Raw genomic sequence first — 24,753 nt, forward strand, 5'->3', positions numbered from 1 at the left:
TTTCCGCCACACCGGCGAAAGGCTGATCGACCGTCATACCCCGGCAGTAGTCTGTGCATCGCCTGTTTCACGGCTTATGCGCACGACACCCCGGGGGGACGTGGTGGGGGAGCAGCGGTACACCGGCGACCGACCTGAACCGGAACCGACGGACGGCGCTGTTCCGGCCTTCCCCGCCCAGCTGAGAAGACTCCGCCGACAGCGCGGGCTGTCGCTCGCCGACCTGGCCCGGCAGGCGCACTACAGCAAGGGCTATCTGAGCAAGATCGAGACGGGTGCGAAGCGGGCCACCGTCGATGTCGCCCGCCGGTGCGACCAGATCCTGCGTGCCGAGGGCGGACTGCTCGGACTGCTGGCCGAGAACGCCCCGGAGGGAGACCCGCAGGCCGGGCGGCCGACGTCGTTCGACGGTGTCTGTCCCTACCGGGGTCTGTCGGCGTTCACCGCGCGGGACGCCGGGTGGTTCTTCGGCCGTGAGCGGGCCACCGCCGCACTGGTCGAGCGGGTCTTCGAACGGATCGGCAGCGGGCCCCTGATGGTCGTCGCCCCTTCCGGTGCCGGCAAGTCGTCCCTGCTCAACGCCGGTCTCGTACCGGCCTTCCGGAACCCGGGCGGCTTCCCGATGCCGGGTGCCGAGCGGTGGCCGGTGGTGGCGTTCACCCCCACCGCACATCCGCTGGAGGAGCTGCTGACCAGCGTCGCGAAGGCTCTGGACGGCGATCTCGGCGTCACCGTACGGCAGTTGCGGGAACGGCCCGAGGTCCTGCTGGAGGCGGTGAGGCGGCGTACGGCGGACGACAGCGCACCTGGCGGCGCGGACAGACGGCCCCCGCCGGTGCGTCCGGTGCTGCTCGTCGACCAGTTCGAGGAGTTGTTCACCCTCTGCTCCGACGAGGACGAACGGCGGGCCTTCGTCCGGGTGCTGTGCGCCGTGTCGACGTCCCGCCCGTCGGGCTCCGGCCACGAACCCGCCGTCGTGGTCCTCGGCGTACGGGCCGACCTGTCCGGCGGCTGCCTCGAACTCCCCGAACTGGCCCCGGTGTTCACCGACGGGCTGTTCGTGCTGTCCCCGATGTCCGTGGCTGGACTGCGGGAGGCGATCACCCGCCCCGCCGAACTCGCCGGACTCACCCTGGAGTCGGGTCTCGTCCCCCTGCTGCTGCGGGACGCGGGCCTGCGCGACGAACCGGAGGGACTGCCCGGCGACGGGTCGGGCACCCCGCCGGACGTGACACCTTCCGGTGCGCTGCCGCTGATCTCCCACGCGCTGCTGACCACCTGGCAGTGGCGCGAGGGCGCCACCCTGACCGTCGCCGGGTACGAGCGCACCGGCGGGATCCGGGGCGCGGTCGCGCGGACCGCGGAGAACGTGTTCGCACGCCTGTACCCGGTCGAGCAGCAGACGATCCGCCGGATCCTGGTGCGCCTGGTCCATGTCGCCGACGGCACCGGACCGACCCGGTGCCGGATGAGCCGGGCCGCGCTGATGGAGCGGCTCGCCGACGCGGACGGTGCCACGGCCGCCCTGGACGCCTTCGTGCGGGCCCGGCTGATCACCGCCGACCGGGACACCGTCGAGATCGCCCACGAGGCCCTGCTGCACGCCTGGCCCCGGCTGCGCGGCTGGATCGACGCCGACCGGGCCGGACTGCTGATCCACCAGCAACTCGCCCACGCCGCCGAAGAGTGGGAGCGCGAGGGCCGCGATCCGTCCGCCCTCTACCGGGGCACCCGCCTGGACACCGTCCGCGCGTGGGCCGAGGAGGCCGAGGAGACGGCCGGGCGGAGCCGGCTCGGCGCGCAGGAGGAGGCGTTCCTGCGGGCGAGCCGGGCCGAGGAGGCCGACCGGCAGCGGCAGGCCCGGCGGCAGGTCCGGCTCCGGCAGGGCACGCTGGCCACGCTGGTGGTGCTGCTGGCCCTCGCCGTCATGGCGGGAGGCCTGGCGTACCAGCAGCGCTCGGGCGCGCTGCACCAGGAGCGGATCGCCCGCTCCCGGGCGCTCGCCGCGCAGTCCACGTCCCTGGCCGCCGGTCAGCCCGAGGCCTCGATGCTGCTCGCCGAGGAGGCCTACCGCTCCCAGGCGACGCCCGAGGCGCGCGGTGCCCTGCTGAGCACCCAGGCGCAGCCCTTCTCGGCCCGGTTCGGCGGGTTCCGGGGGCCGGTCAACACGGTGACGTTCGCGCCCGACGGCAGAACGCTGGCGACGGGCAGTTCGGACGGCTCGGTGACGCTGCGACGGCTCGCCGACCGCCGTACGACGGCCACGTTCAGGGTGCCCGGCCAGGTGCGGTCGGTCGCCTTCAGCCCCGACGGCCGTACGCTCGCGGCCGGCGCCATGGACGCGCCCGTACGGGTGTGGAGCGTGGCCGGCCACCGGGTGAGGGCGGTGCTGCCGACGAGTACCGAGGACGCCCGGGCCGTGGCCTTCGACCCCCGGGGCGGCAGGCTGGCCGTCGCGGCGGGCGACGGAACGGTCCAGGTGTGGGACACCGACGGGGGGCGCCGCGTCGCGTCCTTCACCGGTCACATCGGGAACGTCGACGCGCTGGCGTACGCCCCGGACGGCCGGACCCTGGTGTCGGCCGGCGCCGACGGGACCGTACGGCTGTGGGACACGGTGGGCGACCGGCCGCCGGCCGTGCTCAGGGGGCACACCGACGCCGTGCTGGGCGTGGCGTTCGCGCCGGACGGGCGGAGCCTGGCCAGCGGGGGAGCCGACCGGACCGTACGGCTGTGGGACGTGGCCCGGCGCCGGACGACCGCGGTCCTGACCGGGCACAGCGACGACATCAACGCGGTCGCCTACACCCCGGACGGCGCCACGGTCGTCAGCGCGGGCGGGGACGGCACGACCCGGCTGTGGGACGTGCGCAGCGGGATGCAGACGCTGACGCTCACCGGCCACACCGACTACACGATGGGGGTGGCCGTGAACGCCGACGGGACGATGCTCGCCACCGCCGGGTTCGACCAGTCGGTGGTGCTGTGGGACCTGCGGGGATCGGTGCTGACGGCCCGTCCGTTCACCGAGGTCTGGCAGTCCGCCTACAGCCCCGACGGAAGACTGCTGGCGACCGCCGACACCGATCACACCGTGCGGCTGTGGGACGTGGCGCGCCGCCGGGCCGTCGCGACCCTGCGGGGGCATCGCGCGGCCGTGTTCTCGGTGGCGTTCGCGCCCGACGGGCGGACGCTCGCCTCGGCCGGTTCCGACGGCACGGTCCGGCTGTGGGACGTGGCCGGGCACCGCCTCCTCGACACGCTCACCGGCCATCACGGGGACGTGTTCGCGGTGGCGTTCTCCCCGGACGGCGCCCTGCTGGCGTCGGCGGGCGCCGACCGCACGGTGCGGCTGTGGGACGTCGCCACCCGCCGCCGGCTGGCCACCCTCACCGGACACACGGACTTCGCCAACGATGTCACCTTCAGCCCCGACGGGCGCACCCTCGCGAGCGCGGGCGACGATCTGACGGTACGGCTGTGGGACGTGGCGCGGCGCCGGCCGCTGGCCACGCTCACCGGGCACACCGGCGCGGTACGGGGGGTGGCGTTCAGCCCGGACGGCCACGCGCTGGCGAGCAGCGGCAACGACGGGACCGTACGCCTGTGGGACGTCCGCGGGCACCGCTCCGTCGCGGTGCTGCGCGGCCACACCGGCTCGGTGCGCGGTATCGCGTTCTCCCCCGACGGCCGGCGGCTGGCCAGCAGTGGCAGCGACCGTACGGTGCGGCTGTGGGACGTGGCCGGACGGCGGCCCTGGGCCACGCTGACCGGCCACACGAACGCCGTGTGGGGCATCGCCTTCGCCCCGGACGGGCGGACGGTGGCCAGCAGCAGCAACGACGGGACCGCACGGCTGTGGGACCTGGACGTGTCCGGACGGTTCACCGCGATCTGCCGGCTGAGGCTGTCCGCGCACGTGACGGGATGTTAGAACGCCCCTGGTGGGCGGGGGTTTCCCAAGGGTTTCCCGTTGCCTTTTCGACAGGCGCGGGCCGGGGGCTCGACGACGTGGGCCCCGGTGCCGCAGGTTGTCACCGGAAGCAAACCAGAAGAAACGGGGGTTCTGGCATGGTGCGCCGGACCGGTCTCATCGGCCTACTCATCGCTTTACTGACGTTCGTCCTCTGGACGCCCGGGAGCGCCCTCGCGGCCGCTCCCGCCCGCGCCGCCGCCGACGGCGAGTGCGCGGTCCTGGCGCCGGGCGCCTCCCCGGCGGCCGAGCGGGCCGTCGCCGCGGCCTGCGCACAGGTCACGGCGGGCGTCTGGTACACCTGGGGCGGCGGGCACGGCGCGCAGCCCGGCGCCACCTACGGGCAGGTGGACCCCACCGACCCGGCCAGCGAGCACGACCCCGAACGGCTCGGCTTCGACTGCTCCGGGCTGGTCCGGTACGCCTACGCCCAGGCCGCCGGGTCGGACATCCTCAACGGGGTCGCCAGCACCCAGTACTACACGCACCGCGCCGCAGAGCGCTTCACCGCCGACCAGGGGACCGCCCCGCTGCTGCCGGGCGACCTGCTGGCCTGGGGCACCTCGCAGAACCTGCACCACATCGCCATCTACCTGGGCGCGGGCAAGATGGTCGAGGCCCGGCAGTCCGGCACGAAACTCATGGTCAGCGACGTCCGGCTGAACGGCGACTACTTCGGGGCGCTGCGCGTCAACACCGGCGCGGTGACCGGCCATGTCTTCCAGACCTGGGGCACCGGCGTGTGGACCAAGGCGGCACCCTCCGTCGGCGCCGCCCGCGTCTACGCCTTCCCGCAGTCGACGACCATCCGCGTCCAGTGCCAGAAGCACGCGGAACTGGTCACCTCCGACGGCTACACCAACGACGCCTGGTCCTACCTGCCCGACTACAGGGCATGGATGACCAACATCTACATCAAGGGACCCGCCTGGCTGGAAGGGGTGCCCACCTGCACCTGACCCGTGCCCCAGTAGGACGGCGGCGGACCTGTTTCGCGCCTGGCGTCGGAGCTGGGGCAGTTGACAGCAGCGAAAGGACCGCCGCCATGGCAGAGCAGGAACAGAAACAGACCAGCGGCGCGCCGGCGGGCTGCACCACCGTCGCGCCCTGGGTCGTCACCGACGACACCGGCGCGTTTCTCGACTTCGTCACGCATGCCTTCGGCGGCGAGGAGCTCGGGCGGGTGCCGACCGAGGACGGGCTGATCGGCCACGGGGAGATCCGGGTGGGCGACACCGTCGTACTCGCCTTCGACCGGCACGCGGACTGGCCCGTCCTGCCGAGTCTGCTGCGGGTGTACGTCCCCGACGCGGACACGGCGGTCGCCCGGGCCGTCGAGACCGGCGGCCGGGTGGTCACCCCCTTGGCCGACGACGCCTTCGGAAATCGGGGAGGGCGGATCCGGGATCCCTTCGGCAACATCTGGTGGGTGGTCAGCCATGTCGAGGACGTTCCCGAGGACGAGATGTGGAAGCGGCTGAGGGAACCCCGCTACGCCGAGGCCATGCGGGTGGCCCAGGAGACCCTCGACGCCGAGCTGGGCGGGCGCCGTGACGGCCACGGCAGCCCGCCCGTCAGGACGTGACCGGCTGCCGCGCGTCCGCCGGGTCCCAGCCCTCGTGCGGTACGGAGGCCAGCAGGCGGCGGGTGTAGTCGTGCTCGGGTGCTCCCAACACCCGCTCGGTCGGGCCCTGTTCGACGACCGTGCCCCGGCGCATGACCATTGTCTCGTCCGTGATGTGCCGTACCACGGCCAGGTCGTGGCTGACGAAGACGAGAGCCACGCCGGTGTCCTGCCGTACCTCACCGAGGAGTTGGAGGATCTGCGCCTGGATGGACACGTCCAGCGCGGCCACCGCCTCGTCGAGGACGAGGATCCGCGGGTCGACGGCGAGCGCCCGCGCGATGGCGAGACGCTGCCGCTGACCGCCGGAGAGTTCATGGGGGCGGGCGTCCGACTCCCGGGCGCCCAGGCCGACTTGGTCGAGGAGTTCCGTGACCCGGGCGTCCACGGCCGGGTGATCGTGCAACCGGAGTGCGGTGCGCAGACATTGACCGGACGTCAGACGCGGGTCCAGGGAGAGATAGGGGTCCTGGAAGACCATCTGGATCTCACGGGCCCGCGCCAGCCGCCCCCGACGCCCCGCGCGCCGGGCCTGGCCCCGCTCACGGCCGTCGACCGCGACCGTGCCCGCGTCCGGCCGGATCAGCCCGACCAGCATCCGGGCGACCGTGCTCTTGCCCGACCCGGACTCGCCCACGATGCCGAGGGAGCCGCCGCCGGGCACGGTGAAGGACACCTTGTCGGCGGCGGTCAGCCGGCCCCCTCCCGGCAGCCGGTAGGTCTTGCGGACGGCGTCCACGACAAGCAGCGGCGGGTTGTCGTTCACCGTGTCCTCCCGGTGGCCTCGGCGGCCGGTCGTCGGTCATGAACGCGTCGGCAGGCCGCCGTACCGCCGTCCTGGAGGGACAGCGCTTCCGGCTGCCAGGTCTCGCAGGCGGACTCGGTGTGCGGGCAGCGGTCCGCGAAGGGGCAGCCGGTAAAGCCGTCCGCGAGGGACGGCGGCCGGCCCGGGATCGGGCGCAGCACGCGGGAGGTGTCGCCCAGTTCGGGAGAGCACTCCAACAGCCCCTGGGTGTACGGGTGTCGCGCGTGCCCGAACAGCCGCTCGGCCTGCTGCTCCTCGACGACCCGGCCCGCGTACATGACGTACACGCGGTCGCAGTAGGCGGCGGCCAGATGCAGGTCGTGGGTGATGAACAGCAGCCCCAGCTCCCGCTGTTCGCGCAGGGTGCGCAGCAGGGCGAGGATGTCCGCCTGAGTGGTGACGTCCAGCGCGCTGGTGGCCTCGTCGGCGAGCAGCAGCCGGGGCTCGGCGGCCAGCGCACCGGCGATGACGACGCGTTGCAGCATGCCGCCGGAGAGCTCGTGCGGGTGCTGCCGTACATGCCGCTCGGGGTCGGGCAGGCCGACCGAGCCGAGCAGTTCGACGGCGCGGGCTCGCGCGTCGCGCCGGTCGGTGGACCCGGTGCGGACCAGCCGTTCGACGAGGAAGTCGCCGATACGGCGTACGGGGTTGAGGGCCGAGCGGGGATCCTGGTGGACCATGGCGACGGTCCGGGCCCGGTGTTCGCGCAGCCGTGCGCCGGTCATGGCCAGGACGTCCTCGCCGTCGACCCGGACCCGCCCCTCGGCGGTCACCCCGTCCGGGAGGATGCGCAGCGCGGCCTTCGCGGTGGTCGACTTGCCCGAGCCGGACTCGCCGACCAGGCCCACGACTTCACCGCTGGCGACCTTCAGGGACACGTCCGCGAGGAGCGGGCGGGCCGCGCCGGGCAGCAACAGGGTCAGGTTCTCTATGTCGAGCAGCATGGCGGCTACCTCCTGGTGCCGAGTCGGTCGGCGGCCCGTACGCCGACGACGTTGAAGGCCACGACCACCGCGGCGATGGCGGTACCCGGCACCAGCGCGGGCAGCAACGCGCCCTGCACGATGGCGGCCTGCCCCTCCTGCACCATCAACCCCCAGTCGGAGCTGGGCGGTTGCGCGCCGAAGCCCAGATAGCTGAGCGTGGCCAGGCTCATCAGGGACTCACCGAACAGCACCACCAGGTAGCCGACGATCGAGCGGGCCAGGTTGGGCACGAGATGGCCCACGCAGATCCGCAGCCCGCCCATGCCCATCACCCGGTACGCGTCGATGTACGGCTTGGACCGTTCGGCCAGGGCGACACTGCGGGTGTACTTCGCGATCGTCGGCGCGAACGCCAGCCCGAGCGCGACCACGGACGTGGTCATACCCGTGCCGAACACGGCGATGACCAGGACGACGAACAGCAGCCCCGGGAAGGCGTACATGACGTCGGTGATCCGGGAGACGAACGCGTCGACCCAGCCGCCGCGCCAGGCGGCGAGCGTGCCGAGGGTGACGCCGATCGCGGCGGCGAGCAGAAGCAGCAGCACCGGCGCGACCAGGCTGGTGCGGGCGCCGTACAGCACCCGGGAGAGCAGATCCTGGCCCGAGGCGTCGGTGCCGAGCGGGTGGGCGCCGGTGGTGCCGGCCAGCGAGGACGACAGGTCGATGGCGTCCGGCGCGTACGGCGCGAGCAGCGGCGCGAGGAGCGCGGCGAGCACCACGAGCACGAGCACGCTCCCGGCGATCCACACACCCCAGGGGCGACGGACGGGCAGGACACCGCCCAGGGGCACTGCGGGCACGGTGGTCATGCGGGGCTCCTCAGGCTCTTCAGACGCGGGTCGAGCAGCGGGTGCACCAGGTCGACGACGGTCGTGACGACGACGTACGAGGTGACCATCACCAGCAGGACGGCCTGCGCGACCGGGAAGTCGTGACTGTTGACCGCGCCGACCAGCAGCGTGCCGATGCCACTGATGCCGAACACCGTTTCGACGGCCACCGTCCCGGCGAGCATGCCCGCGGTGACCAGACCGCACATGGTGACGATCGGGCCGAGCGCGTTGCGCAGCACATGCCGGCGGACGATCTCCCGCTCGGGCAGTCCGGCGGCACGGGCGACGGCCACGTGGTCGGCGGCGTCCGCGTCCGCCATCGCCTGCCGGGTGACCCGGCTGACGACGGCGAGCGCGCCCAGCGCCATGGCCACGGCGGGCAGGGTCAGATGGTGCAGGGTGCCGCCGAAGCCCTCGCCGCCGCCCGTCACCGGGAACCAGCCCAGCTGCACGCCGAAGACGGCGACCAGGGCGATCCCGCCGACGAAGGACGGCACGGACGCGGTGAGGGTGGTGCCGCCGGTGACCGCCGAGTCGACCCAGGTGCCACGCCGTACGGCGGCCAGGACGCCGGCGCCGACCCCGAGGACGACGAAGAGGACCGTGGCGTAGGCGACCAGGGCGAGGGTCGTGGGGAAGCGGGCGGCCAGCAGGTCCGAGACCTGGTCGCCGTACTGGAAGGAGCGGCCGAGGTCGAGATGGAGGCAGTCCCACAGCCAGCGGCCGTACTGGACCACCAGGGGCTCGTCGAGGTGGTACTGCGCCCGTACGGTGGCCAGCCGCTCGGGGGTGAGCTTGTCGCGGCCCCCGGCCAGGAAGACGGCGGGGTCGCCGGGGGCGGCGTACACGGCGGCGAAGATCACGAAGGACGCCGCCAGCAGGGTGGCCGCGAGGCCGGCGAGCCGCCGTCCAAGTGCGACGATCATCTGTTCCGGATCCTTACTTGGCGCCGAGTTCTGCGGCCCAGGGCGAGTAGAGATAGGCCATGGAGGAGCGCGGGCCGGTCAGCTTGTCGCTCATGACGAGCACGGTCGGCATCTGGGCGACGGGGATCCACACCGCGGCCTCGGCGAACTGCCGCTCGACGTCCACGACCAGCGCGGCGCGCTGCTTGTCGTCGATCGTCCGCACGGCCTGCCCGACCTTGGCGTCGTAGTCGGCGCTCTTGAAGCCCACCCAGTTGTTGGAGCTGTCGGAGAGCGCGTTGTCGTAGAAACCGACCGGGTCGCTCTTGGAGATGTACCAGTCGGCGACCAGGACGTCGATGTCGGCACGGGCCTCCTTGTCCCCGTAGAACTCCCCGTACTGCGCGGCCGGCACGGTCTTGATCTGCGCCTTCAGCCCGAGCCGGGTCAGGGCGGCGCGTACGGCGTTGGCGATGACCAGCCGGCCCTGGGTGCTGTCCGTGCCGATCACGATGGGCTCGTCGGGAACGGACTTCGCGTTCTTGACGAGCTTCTTCGCCTCCGTGAGGTCGTCGGCGGAGGGCTGGGCGGGGGCGCCGGTGAGCTCCTTCTGCGCGGCTTCGAACGCCGCCTTCTCGTAGCCCCAGGCGCCCGAGCCGACGGGGGTGGCCCAGGGTTCGACGAGCCCGCCGTAGCCGGACCTGGCGATGCCCGCGCGGTCGAGGGTCAGGGACAGCGCCCGGCGGATGTCGGGGTCGGCGAGTCCGCCGCGCTCGGTGGGGATCAGCGCGAGGGTGGCGGTGCTCGGGCCGTAGTACTGGGCGAGGCCCTTCTTCCCGCGCAGGGCGGAGGCCGAGGTGACGGTGTCGAGGTAGGCGCCGTCGGCGGCCCCGGTGCTCAGCGCGTTGACCGCCGCGCTGTCCTGGGCCCACCGGAAGACGACCTTTTTCACCAGCGGCTTCTTGCCCCGGTAGCCGTCGAAGCGGGTGAGCGTGATCGAGTCGCCGGACTTCCAGCCGGTCAGTTCGTACGGCCCCGAGCACGCGTCGGCCTGCCCCGGCGTACCGAAGTCCCGGCCCTCCTTCTCGACCTGCGCCTTCCGGTAGACGAGCCCGGCGTCGCCCGCGAGCGCCTTGGTGAACAGGGCGTCGGGCTGCTTGAAGGTGATGGTGATCTCGTCGGCGCCGGTCTTGCGCATCGCGCTGACGCCCTCGAACTCGTCGGACTGTTCCATCTGCGGATCGGCGTGCCGCTTCAGGCTGTAGAGGACGTCGTCGGCCGTCATCTTCGAACCGTCGTGGAAGGTGACGTCGTCCCGCAGGGTCAGGACGAGCGTCGTGTCGTCCGGCCTGGTCTCCTTCGCGACGAGGGAGGGCTGTACGGACATGTCGGGCTGGAGCTGGTAGAGGCGCTCGCAGACGTTGCCGAGGACGGTCCGGCCGGCGCTGCCGCCCTGGGTGTCGAGGTCGAGGGACTCGGGCTCGTCCTCGAGCAGCCAGTTCACCGAGTCGACGGCGCCCGTGGCCGCGGGCGTGGTGGGACTGAGCTTCAGCTTCGACACGTCGACGCCGCCGGCGCCCGCGGCCGAACCGGTGTCGGCGCCGCTGCACGCGGCGGTGAGGGCCAGCACGCCGGCCAGGCCGGCGGCGGTGAGCGAGGACCTGAGTCCGGCGGAGGGCCGGGACGTGATCGAGGGCGTGAACTTCATGGCGGTGCTCCTGGGCGGAGTGATGAGGGGTGGGCGGGGAGCCTCGGCATGTGGGGGGCGCAGGGATCAGTTGAGGGCGTGGGGGCCGTCGTAGAGGTTCCAGGGCAGGTGCTGGTACTCGTGGTCGCACGGGGTGCCGGCCGTGGCGTGGTAGTCGCCCGTGGTGAGGTCCACGCAGGAGGAGACCAGCGTCTGCCAGTGCTTGAGCTCGGGCTCGCGCGGGTCGGCGTGGGTGCACAGCGACTCCGGGAAGCCGAGGTGGTCGGACATCGCCTGCTTGATCAGCTTGCGGGACTCGTCGGGGCCGCCCGACTCGCGCAGCAGCCGCAGACCGTCCTCGGCGCGGGGTACGCGGACCAGCGAGTCGGGGGACAGCGGCCGGTAACCGGCGGCGAGGGCGGCGGGGACACCGGCCTGGTAGTGGTTGCCGTGCACCAGCAGCCCGGCGTCCGGATAGAGCCAGCCGTGGCCCGCCGGGGTGGTCTCGATGTCCACGGCGAAGCCCTCACGGCAGGTCAGCAGGGCGTTGCTGGCGATATGGGCGCGGGTGCGGCACAGCACGTTCAGCGCGTCGGTGATGCTCGGCTGGTCCAGGACGCTGCGCCGGATCACGGTCTGCGGCAGTCCCACGGTGTCGTCGAACCGGCCGCCGAGGCCGTTGGCGTTGAGCGCGATCCCGGCGGAGCTGGCGCCCTGGCGGCCGATCTGGCCGGCCTCCACCTGCATGATCAGGGTGGGCTTGGGCGGCTGGACGATCCGCAGCATGACGACGGTGTCGGCGACGCCCGCCCGCCAGTCCCAGTTCTGCCCGGCCCAGACATGGCCGTCCCCGCTGGCCGGTCCGTAGGCGGCGAAGGAGGTGCAGCCCTCGGCGGGTTCTTCCGGTGCCGCGTCCTGCACCTGCATACGGGCGAAGGAGCCGTCGTAGATGACCTCGCCGCGGGCGTTGAGCGCCAGTACGTCGAGCAGGCCGAGCCCGGCCGCGTCGGCGATGCCCTGCATCTCCTCCAGCAGGTGGGGCGCGTAGTCGCGCACGGGCGCCAGCCAGCGGGCGGCCCGTGCGGTGACCTGCTCCCAGGTCAGGCCCGAGGACGAGCCGAAGGCCTCCGCGTAGTACGCGAGCGAGGCTTCCAGCTGGGGTGCCACGGCCTCTCCGTACTGCCGGCCTCGCTGGGACGGGGTCCCGGAGATCTCGACGACCGGAAGGCTGCGTTTCATGGTGAGGCTCCTCGACGGGGCTCGCGGGCGTAGAGTCTGTAACATTCGTTCCGAAAGTTCATGTCTCCGGAATGAATTGTTCAGCAGCGTAACGCCGGTACCGCGGGAGTCAAGAGGCGTAATGGATATTTCACGAACGGGCAGTGCCGCCCCAGGAGGCCTCACCCGCCTCAGAGCCACCGTCCGCGACCAGTGGGACGAGCTGTCCGCGTCCGAGCGGACCGTCGCCCAGTACCTGGTCAGCGCCCCGGTCGAGCAGGTGATGTTCGCCAGCACCCAGGAACTGGGCACGGCCAGCGGCACCAGCAACGCCACGGTCGTCCGCGCGCTCCAGCGCCTCGGGTATGCCGGTCTGCCTGCCCTCAAGCGGGAACTGGCCGCCGACTTCACCGCGGGGCAGGCCCCCGACGTCCGGCTGGCCCAGCGCATCGCGCACGTCGGCAAGGACCTCGGCAAGATCTGGACGGACGTCTTCGACGAGACGCAGGAGTGCATCGACCAGTGCCGGCGGCTCGTCGACACCGACGCCCTCGAACGGGCGGTCACGGTGCTCGCCGAGGCCCGTGAGGTGCTCTGTTACGGCGTCGCCGCGTGCGAACTCGCCGCCCGCCACCTCGCCCGCGCCCTGGGCCGCATCGGCCACCGGGCCCGCTTCGTCGGCGAGACCGGGTTCGGCCTCGCCGACCAGCTGCTCTCCCTCGGCCAGGGCGACGCGGTGGTGATCTTCCAGCCGGGACGACGGCTGCCCGAACTCACCGTCCTGGTGGAGCGGGCCCGCGCGGTCGGCGCCCGGGTCGTCTTCGTCACCGACGAACTGAGCGAGGCGTTCGAGGGGCGGGTGGAGGCGGTCCTCCTCGCGCCCTACACCCCCACCGGGAACACCAGTGAGGCGCTGACCAGCCTCGTCGTCGCGGACGTACTGCTGCTGGCCCTCACCACCCTCGACGAGACGTCAGCGGTCGAGCACGCGCATCAACTGGACGCGCTGCGGGGGCAGTTGCTGGGGCCGGGACGCGGCTGACGGCCGGGTGGCCGTCGTCAGCCCTTCAGGGAGGCCAGCCAGTCGGTCAGGAGGCGGTTGATCTCCTCGGGCCGTTCCTGCTGGATCCAGTGGCCGCAGCCGTCGAGAAGGTGCGAGGCGGTGAGGCCGGGGAGGGTGCCGGGGTACGCCTCGATCGCGTCGGACAGCCAGACGGTGGACGCGTCCTCGCCGCCCCCGACGAAGAGCGACGGCTGGGTGAGGGGCGCGCCGGCGTAGTCGGCCAGGTCCGCCCAGTCACGGTCCATGCTGCGATAGCGGTTCAGCGCTCCGGTCAGTCCGGTGCGCTCGAACTCACCGGCGTAGACGTCGAGGTCGCCCTCGTCGAGCCAGGCCGGCAGCCGGCCGGCCGGGAAACGGTCGCGCAGCGTTCCGCCGGGGCCGACGAAGTGCGGGTCGGGGGCGCCGGGGCCGGGCATGGTGTCGGCGGACAGAGCGGCGTAGAAACCGGCGAGCCAGCCGCGCACGTCGGGCTCGATCTCGGCCTCGGCCCGCCCCGGCCGCTGGAAGTAGGAGACATAGAACTCCTCCCCGCCGCCCATCTGCGCGAAGACCTCGCTGGGCTTCGGCCCGCCCGGCGGGGTGTACGGGACGCTCAGCAGCCCCACCGCGCGGAAGACGTCCGGCCTGACCAGCGCGGAGGTGGCGGCGATCGTCGCACCCCAGTCGTGGCCGACGATCACCGCGGACCGCTCGCCCAGGGCCTCCACCACGGCGACGTTGTCCGCCACCAGGTCGAGCATCCGGTACTCCTCCAGCGCGGCCGGCTTCGACGAGCGGCCGTACCCGCGGACGTCGATCGCCACGGCCCGGTAGCCGGCCGCGGCCAGCGCCGGCAGCTGGTGGCGCCAGGAGTACCAGGACTCCGGGAACCCGTGCACGAGGAGCACGAGCGGTCCGCTGCCCTGCTCCACGAGATGGGTCCGGCCGGCGGGTGAGGTGACCAGACGGTGGACGGGGGCGGTCGGCTGCGGCATGGGGTCCTCCCGGTTTCGCGAAGCAGTTGTAGGCAGTGCCACCGATGATCCGGGGGGTCGCGCGCCGGTCGCGAAGCCTCTTGCCGGTTCGGCAAAACACCCGCGCGGGCCCTTGATCCCGTCTCTAGGAGCGGTCGGGCATTACGGATGTCAGTCCGAGCAGGCAATATGGGCGGCAGAGCAGTACACCCGCGGGACGCGAGGCGTTCAGCCCGGGGTCGTTTGGGCGATCATGGTCCGCAACGCGCACGAAATGGTGTTGTGGTGGGATGCTCAGGTGCCCGACCGCCTCTTTCGTGGGACGGGAGACAGGCGGCCTGACCAGCAAGGATGGGGAAGCGGAAGATGGACAAGCAGCAGGAGTTCGTGCTTCGGACCTTGGAGGAGCGCGACATCCGGTTCGTACGCCTGTGGTTCACGGACGTGCTGGGCTTCCTCAAGTCCGTCGCCGTGGCCCCGGCCGAACTCGAACAGGCATTCGACGAGGGTATCGGCTTCGACGGCTCCGCGATCGAGGGCTTCGCCCGGGTCTACGAGTCCGACATGATCGCCAAGCCCGACCCGTCCACCTTCCAGGTGCTGCCCTGGCGCGCGGAGGCCCCCGGCACCGCCCGCATGTTCTGCGACATCCTCATGCCGGACGGCTCCCCGTCCTTCGCGGACCCGCGCTACGTGCTCAAGCGCGCCCTCGCCAAGGCCTCCGACCTGGGCTTCACCTTCTACACCCACCCGGAGATCGAGTTCTTCCTGCTGAAGGACCGCCCGCTGGACGGCTCCCGTCCGACCCCGGCCGACAACTCCGGCTACTTCGACCACACCCCGCAGAACGTGGGCATGGACTTCCGCCGCCAGGCGATCACCATGCTGGAGTCGATGGGCATCTCGGTCGAGTTCTCCCACCACGAGGGCGCCCCCGGCCAGCAGGAGATCGACCTCCGCTACGCCGACGCGCTGTCCACCGCCGACAACATCATGACGTTCCGCCTGGTCATGAAGCAGGTCGCGCTGGAGCAGGGGGTCCAGGCGACCTTCATGCCCAAGCCGTTCTCCGAGCACCCGGGCAGCGGCATGCACACGCACCTCTCGCTCTTCGAGGGCGACCGCAACGCGTTCTACGAGTCCGGAGCCGAGTACCAGCTGTCCAAGGTCGGCCGCTCCTTCATCGCCGGCCTGCTGAAGCACGCCGCCGAGATCGCCGCCGTCACCAACCAGTGGGTCAACTCCTACAAGCGCATCTGGGGCGGCTCCGAGCGCACCGCCGGCGCCGGCGGCGAGGCCCCCTCCTACATCTGCTGGGGCCACAACAACCGCTCGGCCCTGGTCCGCGTCCCCATGTACAAGCCCGGCAAGACCGGATCCGCCCGCATCGAGGTCCGCTCCCTCGACTCCGGCGCGAACCCCTACCTGGCCTACGCCATGCTCCTCGCCGCCGGCCTCAAGGGCGTCGAGGAGGGCTACGAGCTCCCGCCGGGCGCCGAGGACGACGTCTGGGCCCTCTCCGACGCCGAGCGCCGCGCGATGGGCATCGAGCCGCTGCCCCAGAACCTCGGCGAGGCCCTCACCCTCATGGAACGCAGCGACCTCGTCGCCGACACGCTGGGCGAGCACGTCTTCGACTTCTTCCTCCGCAACAAGCGGCAGGAGTGGGAGGAGTACCGCAGCGAGGTCACGGCGTTCGAGCTGCGGAAGAACCTGCCTGTGCTGTAGCGCTCCGCTGGGGGGCGGGGGTTGTGCGGCGAGTTCCCCTTCGTGGGGGCTGGTCGCGCAGTTCCCCGCGCCCCTTAGTTGGCTGCGGCCAGGTCGGCCAGGACCTTGTGCAGGGGCTCTGTCGCTCTGCGGCGGTATTCCTGGATGGACCAGCCGTTGCCGTCGGGGTCCTTGAAGTGCATGAAGGTCGCGCCGTCGTCGGGTGCGTACTGGACCGGCTCGGAGATCTCCAGGCCGCGGTCGACCAGTTCCGCGTGGGCCGCCTTGATGTCGGCCACGCAGAGCTGGAGGCCCTGGTAGGAGCCGGGGGCCGGGCGGGGGCCGTCCATCGTCTCCCAGATGGTGTCGCCGAGCGCGATGGAACAGCCGGAGCCCGGGGGCGTCAGCTGGACGATGCGCATGCCCGGCATGACCTCCTGGTCGATGTCCACGTGGAAGCCGACCCGGTCGCGGTAGAAGTCCCGGGCCCGGTCGATGTCGCTGACGGGCAGCGGGATCACTTCGAGCGTGTACAGCATGCTGTTCCCCTTCTCTCAGTCGAACCGCCATCTCGTCTGGCTGAACGGCTCTCCCTTACCGAAGCTGAAAACCGTCCGTGGCGCCACCGCGAAGACGAGGGCATTTCCCGCACCGTGGTGGAAGCGGCCGTCCCGCACCTCGTAGTGCCAGAACTCCCCGTACTTCGCCTCCCAGGCCGCCGCCAGCTCGCGCAGCCGGCCGTCGTCCGACACCCGCACCGCTTCGCCCTCGACGACGACGTCATGGCCCTCGGCCCAGGTGTTCGTGCCGGTCGTCAGCACCACCTGCGGGTTCTGCCCCAGGTTGAGCGCCTTGCGCTCGTCGGGACCGGTCGCGAAGTGCAGCGCCCCGTCGGCCCAGACCGCCGCCAGCGGGGTGACGTGCGGCCGTCCCTCCGGTCGTACCGTCGAGATCCAGAACAGCTCGGCCGAGCCCAGCAGCGCGGTCACCTCCGGCCAGTCGTGGGCCGTGGCCTCCTCGCTGCTGTACCGCTCGTCCAGCTCGCCCACGGGTTGTCGTCGCATGATTCCTCCCAGCGGTTCGACCGGTGTCCTCCCAGGTGTACCGACCCCGTCCGGGCAGCGAACTCATCGGTCGCCGCTCCGGCTCTTCTCGCAGGCACTCCGGTTACGCTCGGGACAGTACGACCTTGATCCGGAGGTCGGTCCGCGACAGGAGGCCGGGATGATGGCGCCGGGGCGCAGGAGCAGTACCTTCACGCGGCTGCTGCGACACGGTTTCACCGACCCGTCCGCCTCCGAGCGCCTGCTCGACCGGCCCGAGCTGTCCCTGGTGCGCGACGACCCCTTTCTGCTGGAGGCGCTGGGCGCGACCGCCGATCCCGACCTCGCTCTGCATGGTCTCGTACGGCTTCTCGAGGCGCAGCCCGGGCCCGCCGCCCGGCGTGGGCTGCTCGACACGCTGATAGCGGCGAAACCGCTGCGGGACCGCCTGCTGGGAGTGCTCGGGGCGTCCGCCGCCCTCGCGGACCATCTGACCCGGCACCCCCGGGACTGGGAGGCGCTGGTCACCTACGAGCCCCGGGATCTCCACCCGGGGGTGGAGGAGTTCGAGCGGGGGCTCGCGGAAGCCGCGGATCCGGTGTCGTTGCGGGTCGCCTACCGGCGGTGCCTGCTGTCGATCGCCGCGCGGGACGTGTGCGGCACGACCGATCTCGCCCAGACCGCCGCGGAACTCGCCGACCTGGCCACCGCGACGCTGCGGGCCGCGCTCGGCATCGCCCGCGGTGCCGCGCCCGACGACGCCGCGCTGTGCCGGCTCGCCGTCATCGCCATGGGGAAGTGCGGCGGACACGAGCTGAACTACGTCTCCGACGTCGACGTCATCTTCGTGGGCGAGGCCGTCGACGGGGCCGACGAGGGCAAGGCGCTGCGGGCCGCAACCAAGCTGGCCTCCCACATGATGCGGGTCTGTTCCGAGACCACGGTGGAGGGATCGATCTGGCCCGTCGACGCCAATCTGCGGCCCGAGGGGCGCAACGGACCCCTGGTACGGACGCTCAGCAGCCACCTCGCCTACTACCAGCGGTGGGCCAAGACCTGGGAGTTCCAGGCGCTGCTCAAGGCCCGGCCGGTGGCCGGTGACCTGGAACTCGGCGCGGAGTACGTCGCCGCCGTCGAACCGCTGGTGTGGCAGGCCGCCGAGCGGGAGAACTTCGTCACCGACGTGCAGAAGATGCGCCGGCGGGTCGTGGAGAACATCCCGGTCGCCGAGGTCGAGCGGGAGCTGAAGCTCGGCCCCGGGGGCCTGCGGGACGTCGAATTCGCCGTGCAGCTGCTCCAGTTGGTGCACGGCCGCATCGACACCTCGCTGCGCAGCGGGACCACTCTCGACGCCCTCCAGGCGCTCGCCGCCGGCGGGTACGTGGGGCGCGTCGACGCCGTACAGCTCGACGACGCCTACCGGTTTCTGCGGTCGATGGAGCACCGGATCCAGCTGTACCGGCTGCGGCGGACCCATCTTGTGCCCGAGGCCGAGGAGGACCAGCGGCGGCTGGGGCGGTCGCTCGGGCTGCGGACCGATCCGGTCGTCGAGCTGAACCGGGAGTGGAAACGGCACGCGGCCGTCGTACGGCGGCTGCACGAGAAGATCTTCTACCGGCCGCTGCTCGACGCCGTCGCCCAACTTGCCACCGGTGAGGCGCGGTTGAGCATGGAGGCGGCCCGGGAACGGCTGGTCGCCCTGGGGTACGCGGACCCCGCCGCCGCGCTGCGGCATCTGGAGGCGCTCGCCTCGGGCGTCTCGCGGAAGGCCGCGATCCAGCGCACCCTGCTGCCCGTTCTGCTCGGCTGGTTCGCCGACTCCGCCGACCCGGACGCCGGGCTGCTCAACTTCCGCAAGGTGTCGGACGCGTTGGGCAAGACCCCTTGGTATCTACGGCTGTTGAGGGACGAGGGCGCCGCCGCCGAGAACCTCGCCCGGGTGCTGTCCGCCGGCCGCCTCGCCCCCGATCTGCTGATGCGGGCGCCCGAAGCCGTCGCACTGCTGGGCGACGGAGACGGCGAGGGGGCCGGCACCGGCGGTGGTCTCCAGCCGCGTGGACGGGGGCAGTTGGAGCAGGAGATCCTCTCGGCCGTCGGGCGCGCGGAGAGCGCCGAGCAGGCGGTCACCGCGGTGCGCGGGGTGCGGCGGCGGGAACTGTTCCGTACGGCCGCCGGGGACATCGTCAGCTCGTACGGCACCGAGACCCAGCCCACCGAGCCCGATCAGGGCGCGTTGGTGGACCGGGTGGGCGGCGCCGTCTCCGATCTGACGGCGGCGACCCTGGCGGGCACCCTGCGGGCCGTGGTGCGGGACGGCTGGGGGGACACCCTGCCCACCCGGTTCGCGGTGATCGGCATGGGGCGCTTCGGCGGGCACGAGCTGGGCTACGGCTCCGACGCCGACGTGCTGTTCGTGCACGAACCGTGGGACGGCCAGGACGAGCGGGAGGCGGGCGAGGCCGCGAACCGCGTGGTCGCCGAGATGCGGCGGCTGTTGCAGATCCCGAGCGCGGACCCGCCGCTGCTGATCGACGCGGATCTGCGGCCCGAGGGCAAGTCCGGGCCGCTGGTGCGGACGCTGAAGTCGTACCAGGCCTACTACCGGCGCTGGTCCCTGGGCTGGGAGGCGCAGGCCCTGCTGCGGGCCGAACCCGTCGCGGGGGACGAGGAGCTGGGGCGGCGGTTCATCGAGCTGGTGGATCCGCTGCGGTACCCGGCGGAGGGGCTCGGCGAGGACGCCGTACGGGAGATCCGGCGGCTGAAGGCCCGGATGGAGTCGGAACGGATGCCCCGGGGCGCCGATCCCAAGCTGCACACCAAGCTCGGGCCGGGCGGGCTGTCCGACGTGGAGTGGACCGTGCAGTTGCTGCAGATGCGGCACGGGTGGGCGGAGCCGGGGCTGCGGACCACCCGCACCCGGGAGGCGCTCGCCGCCGCCTGCGCGGCCGGGCTCATCTCCGGGGAGGACGCGGGCGTGCTCGACGAGGCGTGGGTGCTCGCGACACGTGTGCGGAACGCGGTGATGCTGGTGCGGGGGAGGGCCGGCGACACGTTTCCCTCCGGGAGTCGTGAACTGGCCGCGGTGGGTCGGTACCTGGGGTACGGCCCGGGCCATGTGGGTGAGCTGCTCGACGGCTATCGGAGGACCGCCCGCCGGGCGCGGGGGGTTGTGGACGAGCTGTTTTACGCGGGGTGACGTCAGGCTTTTTGGCTGCTACGCCGTCGTGGCTTGTCGCGCAGTTCCCCGCGCCCCTTTGGGGCGGGGACCACCCTCGGCAAGGTGTACGGCAGGCTGCCGTACCAGGCGCGGGAGACCGTGAAGCCGAAGGCGAGACAGAGGATGCCGCCCACCGCGTCCAGCCAGAAGTGGTTGGCGGTGGCGACGATGACCACGAGCGTCGCCACCGGGTACAGCAGGCCCAGGATCCGCACCCAGGGCAGCCTCGCCAGCGCGAAGATCGTCAGCCCGCACCACAGGGACCAGCCGATGTGCATGGACGGCATCGCGGCGTACTGGTTCGACATGTGTTTCAGGTCGCCGGACGCCATCGAGCCCCAGGTCTGGTGGACCGTCACCGTGTCGACGAAATTGCCGCCCGGCATGAGACGCGGCGGCGCGAGGGGGAAGAAGTAGTACCCGACCAGCGCGACGGCCGTCGTCGCGAAGAGCACCAGGCGGGTCGCCGCGTAACGCCCCGGGTGGCTGCGGTAGAGCCACACCAGGACACCCAGCGTCACCACGAAGTGCAACGTCGCGTAGTAGTAGTTCATGCTCACGATGAGCCAGGTCACCGAGTTCACGGTGTGGTTCACCGACGTCTCGAAGGCCAGCCCGAGGTGGTGCTCGGTCCGCCAGATCCAGTCCGCGTTGCGCAGCGCCTCGGAACGCTGTTCCGGGACCGCGTTGCGGATCATTGAGTACGTCCAGTAACTCACCGCGATGAGGAGGATCTCGAACCACAGACGGGGCCGGCGCGGGGTGCGCAGCCGGTCCAGCCGGCGCTCACCGGTCCCGGCCGTGACGGAGTGCGGAACGGCCTGGTCATGGCGTTCCAGTGGCGTCACGGTCGGTTCACCCATGGACACAAATTCTGCCAGAGAAGCTCTCTTGGCCCGATCATCCGCCGGTCGGGTTCGCCGTGCATGTTCTACGGCGCACGGACCCCATGGTCTCCTACCAGCGCACTGCTGGAAACCTGGTTTCCTCCGTCTTACGAACGATTTACCACCTTACGGTGTCCTGCGCGCCGATGCCGTCGAACCCCGCACCACCAGCTCCGGCATGAACACGAACTCGCTGTGCGGCGCAGGCGTCCCGCCGATCTCCTCCAGCAGTGTACGTACCGCGGCCTGGCCCATCGCGGGCACCGGCTTGCGGATCGTGGTCAGCGGCGGGTCGGTGAAGGCGATCAGCGGGGAGTCGTCGAAACCGACCACGGAAACGTCCTGCGGGACCGCGAGACCGCGCTGCCGGGCGGCCCGTATCGCGCCGAGGGCCATCATGTCGCTGGCGCACACGATCGCCGTGCAGCCCCGGTCGATCAGGGCGGCCGTCGCCGCCTGGCCGCCCTCCAGGGTGTACAGCGAGTGCTGGACCAGCTCCTCCTCGATGGTCCCCGGGGCCAGGCCCAGCAGGTCCTGCATCGTCCGGACGAAGCCCTCGATCTTGCGCTGGACCGGCACGAACCGCTTGGGGCCCAGCGCCAGGCCGACGCGGGTGTGGCCCAGGGAGACCAGATGGGTGACGGCGAGGGTCATCGCGGCGCGGTCGTCCGGGGAGATGAAGGGCGCCTGGACCTTCGGCGAGAAGCCGTCGACCAGCACGTAGGGGACGCCCTGCGCGCGCAGCTGCTCGTAGCGCTGCATGTCGGCCGTGGTGTCCGCGTGCAGCCCGGAGACGTAGATGATGCCGGCCACCCCGCGGTCGACCAGCATCTCGGTCAGCTCGTCCTCCGTGGAGCCGCCCGGGGTCTGGGTGGCGAGCACCGGGGTGTAGCCCTGGCGGGTCAGCGCCTGGCCGATGACCTGCGCCAGGGCCGGGAATATCGGGTTCTCCAGCTCGGGCGTGATGAGGCCGACCAGACCCGCGCTGCGCTGGCGCAGCCGGACCGGGCGCTCGTAGCCCAGGACGTCCAGCGCGGCGAGCACGGACTGACGGGTGGTGGCGGCGACGCCAGGCTTGCCGTTGAGGACGCGGCTGACGGTCGCTTCGCTCACCCCCGCCTGGGCGGCGATGTCGGCAAGCCGTGTGGTCACAGACGTGGACTGTACCGGCCGGGTCGGCCGGCCACGCCCGGGCTGCTGCGTCATCGCGCTCCCTCGTGATCCCTCATGTAAGTGATGGCAAGAGCTTGCAGAGTCTTGCACAGCCGACCTGAAGTGCTCCAGGGCCGCAAACAAGCGTCTCATGGCGGTCGCTGCCGGGTCACGCCCGGATAACTTCACCGCCGTCTTGCACTTTTTTGCTGCAAGACCTTTCGCGCTGCTTACATCGCTGTTACGTTCGGCGACGCCCGACGGCGTCCCCCTCACCCTCAAGCCTCAAGGAGAACTCATGCGGCGTGGCATAGCGGCCACCGCGCTGGTGGCGTCCCTCGCCCTCGCGGCGACGGCCTGCGGTGGAGACAGCGGAAGCGACAAGTCCGACGGCCCGGTGACCATCACCTGGTGGGACACCTCCAACGCCACCAACGAGGCGCCGACGTACCAGGCCCTGGTCAAGGAGTTCGAGGCCGCCAACAAGGACGTCAAGGTCAAGTACGTCAACGTCCCCTTCGACCAGGCGCAGAACAAGTTCGACACCGCCGCCGGTGCCTCCGGCGCCCCGGACATCCTGCGTTCCGAGGTCGGCTGGACCCCCGCCTTCGCCAAGAAGGGCTACTTCCTGCCGCTGGACGGCACCGAGGCCCTCGCCGACCAGGCCAAGTTCAAGTCGAACCTGATCGAGCAGGCCAAGTACGACGGCAAGACGTACGGCGTGCCGCTGGTCACCGACACCCTGGCGCTCGTCTACAACAAGGAGCTCTTCGAGAAGGCCGGCATCGCCGAGGCCCCGAAGACCTGGGACGACCTGAAGACCGCCGCCGCCACCATCAGGGCGAAGACCGGAGTGGACGGCTACTGGGGCTCCACCCAGGCCTACTACGCCCAGTCCTTCCTCTACGGCGAGGGCACCGACACCGTCGACGCCGCCGCCAAGAAGATCACCGTGAACTCGGCGGCGGCGAAGAAGGCGTACGGCACCTGGCTCGGCCTCTTCGACGGCAAGGGCCTGCACAAGGCCGACACCACCGCCGACGCCTACGCCCACATCCAGGACGCGTTCGTCAACGGCAAGGTCGCCGCGATCGTCCAGGGCCCCTGGGAGATCACGAACTTCTACAAGGGCAGCGCCTTCAAGGACAAGGCCAACCTCGGCATCGCCACCGTCCCGGCCGGCTCCACCGGCAAGGCGGGCGCCCCCACCGGCGGCCACAACCTCTCCGTCTACGCCGGCTCGGACAAGGCCCACCAGGCCGCCGCGCTGAAGTTCGTCAACTTCATGACCTCCGCGAAGTCCCAGGCCACCATCGCGCTGAAGAACTCCACGCTGCCGACCCGCGACGACGCCTACACCACCGAGGTCAAGGCCGACCCGGGCATCGCCGGCTACGGAGCCGTCCTGGCCGCCGCCCAGCCGCGCCCCGCGCTGCCGGAGTACAGCTCCCTGTGGGGCCCCCTCGACACCGAACTGCCCAAGATCGCGGGCGGCAAGGAGTCCCTGGACAAGGGCCTGAGCACCGCCGAGACCGCCATCGCCAAGCTGGTGCCGGACTTCAGCAAGTGAGCCCCGCGTGGCCGCCGGATCCCTTGGCATGGGGGAGGGATCCGGCGGCCACCGGCCTGAGCGCCGTACACCCCCCTGACCAGCAGACGTTCCAGAAGGTGTCGAACCATGACAGTCGCCATCGACCGCGCGACCGGCAAGCGCCGCGGTGACCGCGAGCAGCCACGCTCCGGCCTGGGCCAACGACTCAGGCAGGGCTACCGGAAACACTGGTACGCCTACGCCATGATCGCCCCGGTGGCCGTCGTCCTGGGCGTGCTGGTCCTGTATCCCCTGGTGTACGGCCTCTACCTCACCCTCACCGACGCCAACAGCCTCAACACGGCGCGCACGATCGGCGTCAACCACATCGACGCCACCTACCGGTTCATCGGTCTCGACAACTACGCCGACATCCTCTGGGGCCCGACGGCGTACGACCGCTTCTGGTCGCACTTCATCTGGACGATCGTGTGGACGGCGGCCTGTGTCGTCCTGCACTACACCGTCGGCCTCGGCCTCGCCCTGCTGCTCAACCAGAAACTGCGCGGCCGGACCCTCTACCGGGTGATCCTCGTCCTGCCCTGGGCGGTGCCCACGTTCGTGACCGTCTTCGGCTGGCGCTTCATGCTCGCCGACGGCGGCGTCATCAACTCCGCGCTCGACGCCCTGCACCTGCCCACGCCGCTGTGGCTGGAGGACACCTTCTGGCAGCGGTTCGCCGCGATCATGGTCAACACCTGGTGCGGAGTGCCGTTCATGATGATCTCGCTGCTCGGCGGCCTCCAGGCCATCGACAACTCCCTCTACGAGGCGGCCGAGATGGACGGCGCGAGCGCCTGGCAGCGCTTCCGCTACATCACCCTGCCCGGCCTCAGGACGGTCAGCTCCACCGTCGTACTCCTCGGTGTCATCTGGACCTTCAACCAGTTCGCCGTGATCTTCCTGCTGTTCGGCAACACCGCACCCGACGCGCAGATCCTGGTCACCTGGGCCTACTACCTCGGCTTCGGACAGCAGCCGCGCGACTTCGCCCAGTCCGCCGCCTACGGCATCCTGCTGCTGGCCATCCTGATCGTCTTCACCTCGTTCTACCGCCGCTGGCTGAACCGCAACGAGCAGCAGCTCGCGATCTGAGGCAGGAGTCT

19 protein-coding genes are annotated in these 24,753 nt (G+C 71.5%); 8 read left to right on the forward strand and 11 right to left on the reverse strand.

The features are described 5' to 3' along the window. Nucleotides 1-76: 76 nt before the first annotated feature. The 3 genes from ACFPIH_RS04875 (at nucleotide 77) to ACFPIH_RS04885 (ending at nucleotide 5,558) form a co-directional block, all read left to right on the forward strand. Nucleotides 77-3,934 (forward strand): nSTAND1 domain-containing NTPase, encoded by a 3,858-nt coding sequence (locus ACFPIH_RS04875; protein ID WP_381179711.1) that lies wholly within the window; start codon nucleotides 77-79, stop codon nucleotides 3,932-3,934. Between the two features lie 137 nt (nucleotides 3,935-4,071). Further along, complete coding sequence (locus ACFPIH_RS04880; RefSeq protein WP_381179714.1) at nucleotides 4,072-4,932, forward strand: NlpC/P60 family protein; 861 nt, start codon at nucleotides 4,072-4,074, stop codon at nucleotides 4,930-4,932. 86 nt (nucleotides 4,933-5,018) lie between these two features. Beyond that, nucleotides 5,019-5,558: a VOC family protein gene (locus ACFPIH_RS04885; RefSeq protein WP_381179717.1), complete on the forward strand. Its 540-nt coding sequence runs from the start codon at nucleotides 5,019-5,021 to the stop codon at nucleotides 5,556-5,558. On the opposite strand, the gene ACFPIH_RS04890 is transcribed toward ACFPIH_RS04885, so the two are convergent. The 6 genes from ACFPIH_RS04890 to ACFPIH_RS04915 all read right to left on the reverse strand — a co-directional run bounded on the left by ACFPIH_RS04890 (nucleotide 5,548) and on the right by ACFPIH_RS04915 (nucleotide 12,055). Next, nucleotides 5,548-6,363 carry an ABC transporter ATP-binding protein gene (locus tag ACFPIH_RS04890; protein ID WP_381179720.1) on the reverse strand — a complete coding sequence of 272 codons (816 nt, stop codon included), beginning with the start codon at nucleotides 6,361-6,363 and terminating at the stop codon, nucleotides 5,548-5,550. The genes ACFPIH_RS04885 and ACFPIH_RS04890 overlap by 11 nt on opposite strands. Next, on the reverse strand, nucleotides 6,360-7,346 hold the full coding sequence (locus ACFPIH_RS04895) for an ABC transporter ATP-binding protein (protein ID WP_381179722.1): 987 nt from the start codon (nucleotides 7,344-7,346) through the stop codon (nucleotides 6,360-6,362). The genes ACFPIH_RS04890 and ACFPIH_RS04895 overlap by 4 nt, the downstream gene beginning before the upstream one ends. Before the next feature lie 5 nt (nucleotides 7,347-7,351). Next, complete coding sequence (locus ACFPIH_RS04900) at nucleotides 7,352-8,200, reverse strand: ABC transporter permease (RefSeq protein WP_381179725.1); 849 nt, start codon at nucleotides 8,198-8,200, stop codon at nucleotides 7,352-7,354. Next, nucleotides 8,197-9,150: an ABC transporter permease gene (locus ACFPIH_RS04905; protein ID WP_381179728.1), complete on the reverse strand. Its 954-nt coding sequence runs from the start codon at nucleotides 9,148-9,150 to the stop codon at nucleotides 8,197-8,199. Before ACFPIH_RS04905 ends, ACFPIH_RS04900 begins: the two co-directional genes overlap by 4 nt. Before the next feature lie 13 nt (nucleotides 9,151-9,163). Further along, nucleotides 9,164-10,837 carry an ABC transporter substrate-binding protein gene (locus ACFPIH_RS04910; protein WP_381179731.1) on the reverse strand — a complete coding sequence of 558 codons (1,674 nt, stop codon included), beginning with the start codon at nucleotides 10,835-10,837 and terminating at the stop codon, nucleotides 9,164-9,166. 66 nt (nucleotides 10,838-10,903) lie between these two features. Beyond that, nucleotides 10,904-12,055 carry a C45 family autoproteolytic acyltransferase/hydolase gene (locus tag ACFPIH_RS04915; protein ID WP_381179734.1) on the reverse strand — a complete coding sequence of 384 codons (1,152 nt, stop codon included), beginning with the start codon at nucleotides 12,053-12,055 and terminating at the stop codon, nucleotides 10,904-10,906. Between the two features lie 121 nt (nucleotides 12,056-12,176). Between ACFPIH_RS04915 and ACFPIH_RS04920 the strand changes: the two genes are divergently transcribed. Beyond that, nucleotides 12,177-13,076, forward strand: coding sequence for a MurR/RpiR family transcriptional regulator (locus tag ACFPIH_RS04920; protein WP_381179737.1), 900 nt, complete (start codon nucleotides 12,177-12,179; stop codon nucleotides 13,074-13,076). Nucleotides 13,077-13,093: 17 nt separating this feature from the next. Here ACFPIH_RS04920 and ACFPIH_RS04925 read toward each other — a convergent pair whose 3' ends face one another. After that, nucleotides 13,094-14,071: an alpha/beta fold hydrolase gene (locus ACFPIH_RS04925; RefSeq protein ID WP_381179740.1), complete on the reverse strand. Its 978-nt coding sequence runs from the start codon at nucleotides 14,069-14,071 to the stop codon at nucleotides 13,094-13,096. 345 nt (nucleotides 14,072-14,416) lie between these two features. Between ACFPIH_RS04925 and glnA the strand changes: the two genes are divergently transcribed. After that, nucleotides 14,417-15,778, forward strand: a complete 1,362-nt coding sequence (gene glnA, locus ACFPIH_RS04930; protein WP_381179743.1) for a type I glutamate--ammonia ligase — start codon at nucleotides 14,417-14,419, stop codon at nucleotides 15,776-15,778. Between the two features lie 74 nt (nucleotides 15,779-15,852). On the opposite strand, the gene ACFPIH_RS04935 is transcribed toward glnA, so the two are convergent. Continuing rightward, nucleotides 15,853-16,296 (reverse strand): VOC family protein, encoded by a 444-nt coding sequence (locus ACFPIH_RS04935; protein ID WP_381179746.1) that lies wholly within the window; start codon nucleotides 16,294-16,296, stop codon nucleotides 15,853-15,855. Nucleotides 16,297-16,311: 15 nt separating this feature from the next. Next, complete coding sequence (locus ACFPIH_RS04940; protein ID WP_381179749.1) at nucleotides 16,312-16,821, reverse strand: pyridoxamine 5'-phosphate oxidase family protein; 510 nt, start codon at nucleotides 16,819-16,821, stop codon at nucleotides 16,312-16,314. 160 nt (nucleotides 16,822-16,981) lie between these two features. Here ACFPIH_RS04940 and ACFPIH_RS04945 point away from each other — a divergent pair, with 160 nt between their 5' ends. Beyond that, on the forward strand, nucleotides 16,982-19,996 hold the full coding sequence (locus tag ACFPIH_RS04945) for a bifunctional [glutamine synthetase] adenylyltransferase/[glutamine synthetase]-adenylyl-L-tyrosine phosphorylase (RefSeq protein WP_381179752.1): 3,015 nt from the start codon (nucleotides 16,982-16,984) through the stop codon (nucleotides 19,994-19,996). A gap of 2 nt (nucleotides 19,997-19,998) precedes the next feature. Here the strand turns inward: ACFPIH_RS04945 and ACFPIH_RS04950 are convergent, their stop codons facing one another. Together ACFPIH_RS04950 and ACFPIH_RS04955 are read right to left on the reverse strand one after the other, a co-directional pair. Next, the gene (locus tag ACFPIH_RS04950) at nucleotides 19,999-20,880 is read right to left on the reverse strand and encodes a phosphatase PAP2 family protein (protein WP_381179755.1); all 882 of its coding nucleotides are present in this window, start codon (nucleotides 20,878-20,880) and stop codon (nucleotides 19,999-20,001) included. Between the two features lie 150 nt (nucleotides 20,881-21,030). Continuing rightward, the gene (locus ACFPIH_RS04955) at nucleotides 21,031-22,056 is read right to left on the reverse strand and encodes a LacI family DNA-binding transcriptional regulator (RefSeq protein ID WP_381179758.1); all 1,026 of its coding nucleotides are present in this window, start codon (nucleotides 22,054-22,056) and stop codon (nucleotides 21,031-21,033) included. Nucleotides 22,057-22,354: 298 nt separating this feature from the next. Here ACFPIH_RS04955 and ACFPIH_RS04960 point away from each other — a divergent pair, with 298 nt between their 5' ends. Both ACFPIH_RS04960 and ACFPIH_RS04965 read left to right on the forward strand, forming a co-directional pair. After that, a complete protein-coding gene (locus ACFPIH_RS04960) occupies nucleotides 22,355-23,626 on the forward strand; it encodes an extracellular solute-binding protein (protein ID WP_381179761.1) in 1,272 nt (423 codons plus the stop codon). A gap of 108 nt (nucleotides 23,627-23,734) precedes the next feature. Then, nucleotides 23,735-24,742 carry a carbohydrate ABC transporter permease gene (locus ACFPIH_RS04965; RefSeq protein WP_381179764.1) on the forward strand — a complete coding sequence of 336 codons (1,008 nt, stop codon included), beginning with the start codon at nucleotides 23,735-23,737 and terminating at the stop codon, nucleotides 24,740-24,742. The last annotated feature ends 11 nt before the right edge of the window (nucleotides 24,743-24,753 follow it).

It is taken from the genome of Streptomyces vulcanius, from assembly GCF_042653945.1.
Taxonomy (GTDB): domain Bacteria; phylum Actinomycetota; class Actinomycetes; order Streptomycetales; family Streptomycetaceae; genus Streptomyces; species Streptomyces mangrovi.

Bases quoted from the DNA above. Each gene is read 5' to 3' on its own strand.
- ACFPIH_RS04945 (WP_381179752.1), top strand. From the start codon at position 16,982: ATGATGGCGCCGGGGCGCAGGAGCAGTACCTTCACGCGGCTGCTGCGA.
- ACFPIH_RS04875 (WP_381179711.1), top strand. From the start codon at position 77: ATGCGCACGACACCCCGGGGGGACGTGGTGGGGGAGCAGCGGTACACC.
- ACFPIH_RS04960 (WP_381179761.1), top strand. From the start codon at position 22,355: ATGCGGCGTGGCATAGCGGCCACCGCGCTGGTGGCGTCCCTCGCCCTC.
- ACFPIH_RS04920 (WP_381179737.1), top strand. From the start codon at position 12,177: ATGGATATTTCACGAACGGGCAGTGCCGCCCCAGGAGGCCTCACCCGC.
- ACFPIH_RS04915 (WP_381179734.1), bottom strand. From the start codon at position 12,055: ATGAAACGCAGCCTTCCGGTCGTCGAGATCTCCGGGACCCCGTCCCAG.
- ACFPIH_RS04880 (WP_381179714.1), top strand. From the start codon at position 4,072: ATGGTGCGCCGGACCGGTCTCATCGGCCTACTCATCGCTTTACTGACG.
- ACFPIH_RS04925 (WP_381179740.1), bottom strand. From the start codon at position 14,071: ATGCCGCAGCCGACCGCCCCCGTCCACCGTCTGGTCACCTCACCCGCC.
- ACFPIH_RS04905 (WP_381179728.1), bottom strand. From the start codon at position 9,150: ATGATCGTCGCACTTGGACGGCGGCTCGCCGGCCTCGCGGCCACCCTG.
- ACFPIH_RS04965 (WP_381179764.1), top strand. From the start codon at position 23,735: ATGACAGTCGCCATCGACCGCGCGACCGGCAAGCGCCGCGGTGACCGC.
- ACFPIH_RS04895 (WP_381179722.1), bottom strand. From the start codon at position 7,346: ATGCTGCTCGACATAGAGAACCTGACCCTGTTGCTGCCCGGCGCGGCC.
- glnA (WP_381179743.1), top strand. From the start codon at position 14,417: ATGGACAAGCAGCAGGAGTTCGTGCTTCGGACCTTGGAGGAGCGCGAC.
- ACFPIH_RS04910 (WP_381179731.1), bottom strand. From the start codon at position 10,837: ATGAAGTTCACGCCCTCGATCACGTCCCGGCCCTCCGCCGGACTCAGG.
- ACFPIH_RS04940 (WP_381179749.1), bottom strand. From the start codon at position 16,821: ATGCGACGACAACCCGTGGGCGAGCTGGACGAGCGGTACAGCAGCGAG.
- ACFPIH_RS04885 (WP_381179717.1), top strand. From the start codon at position 5,019: ATGGCAGAGCAGGAACAGAAACAGACCAGCGGCGCGCCGGCGGGCTGC.
- ACFPIH_RS04950 (WP_381179755.1), bottom strand. From the start codon at position 20,880: ATGGGTGAACCGACCGTGACGCCACTGGAACGCCATGACCAGGCCGTT.
- ACFPIH_RS04935 (WP_381179746.1), bottom strand. From the start codon at position 16,296: ATGCTGTACACGCTCGAAGTGATCCCGCTGCCCGTCAGCGACATCGAC.
- ACFPIH_RS04900 (WP_381179725.1), bottom strand. From the start codon at position 8,200: ATGACCACCGTGCCCGCAGTGCCCCTGGGCGGTGTCCTGCCCGTCCGT.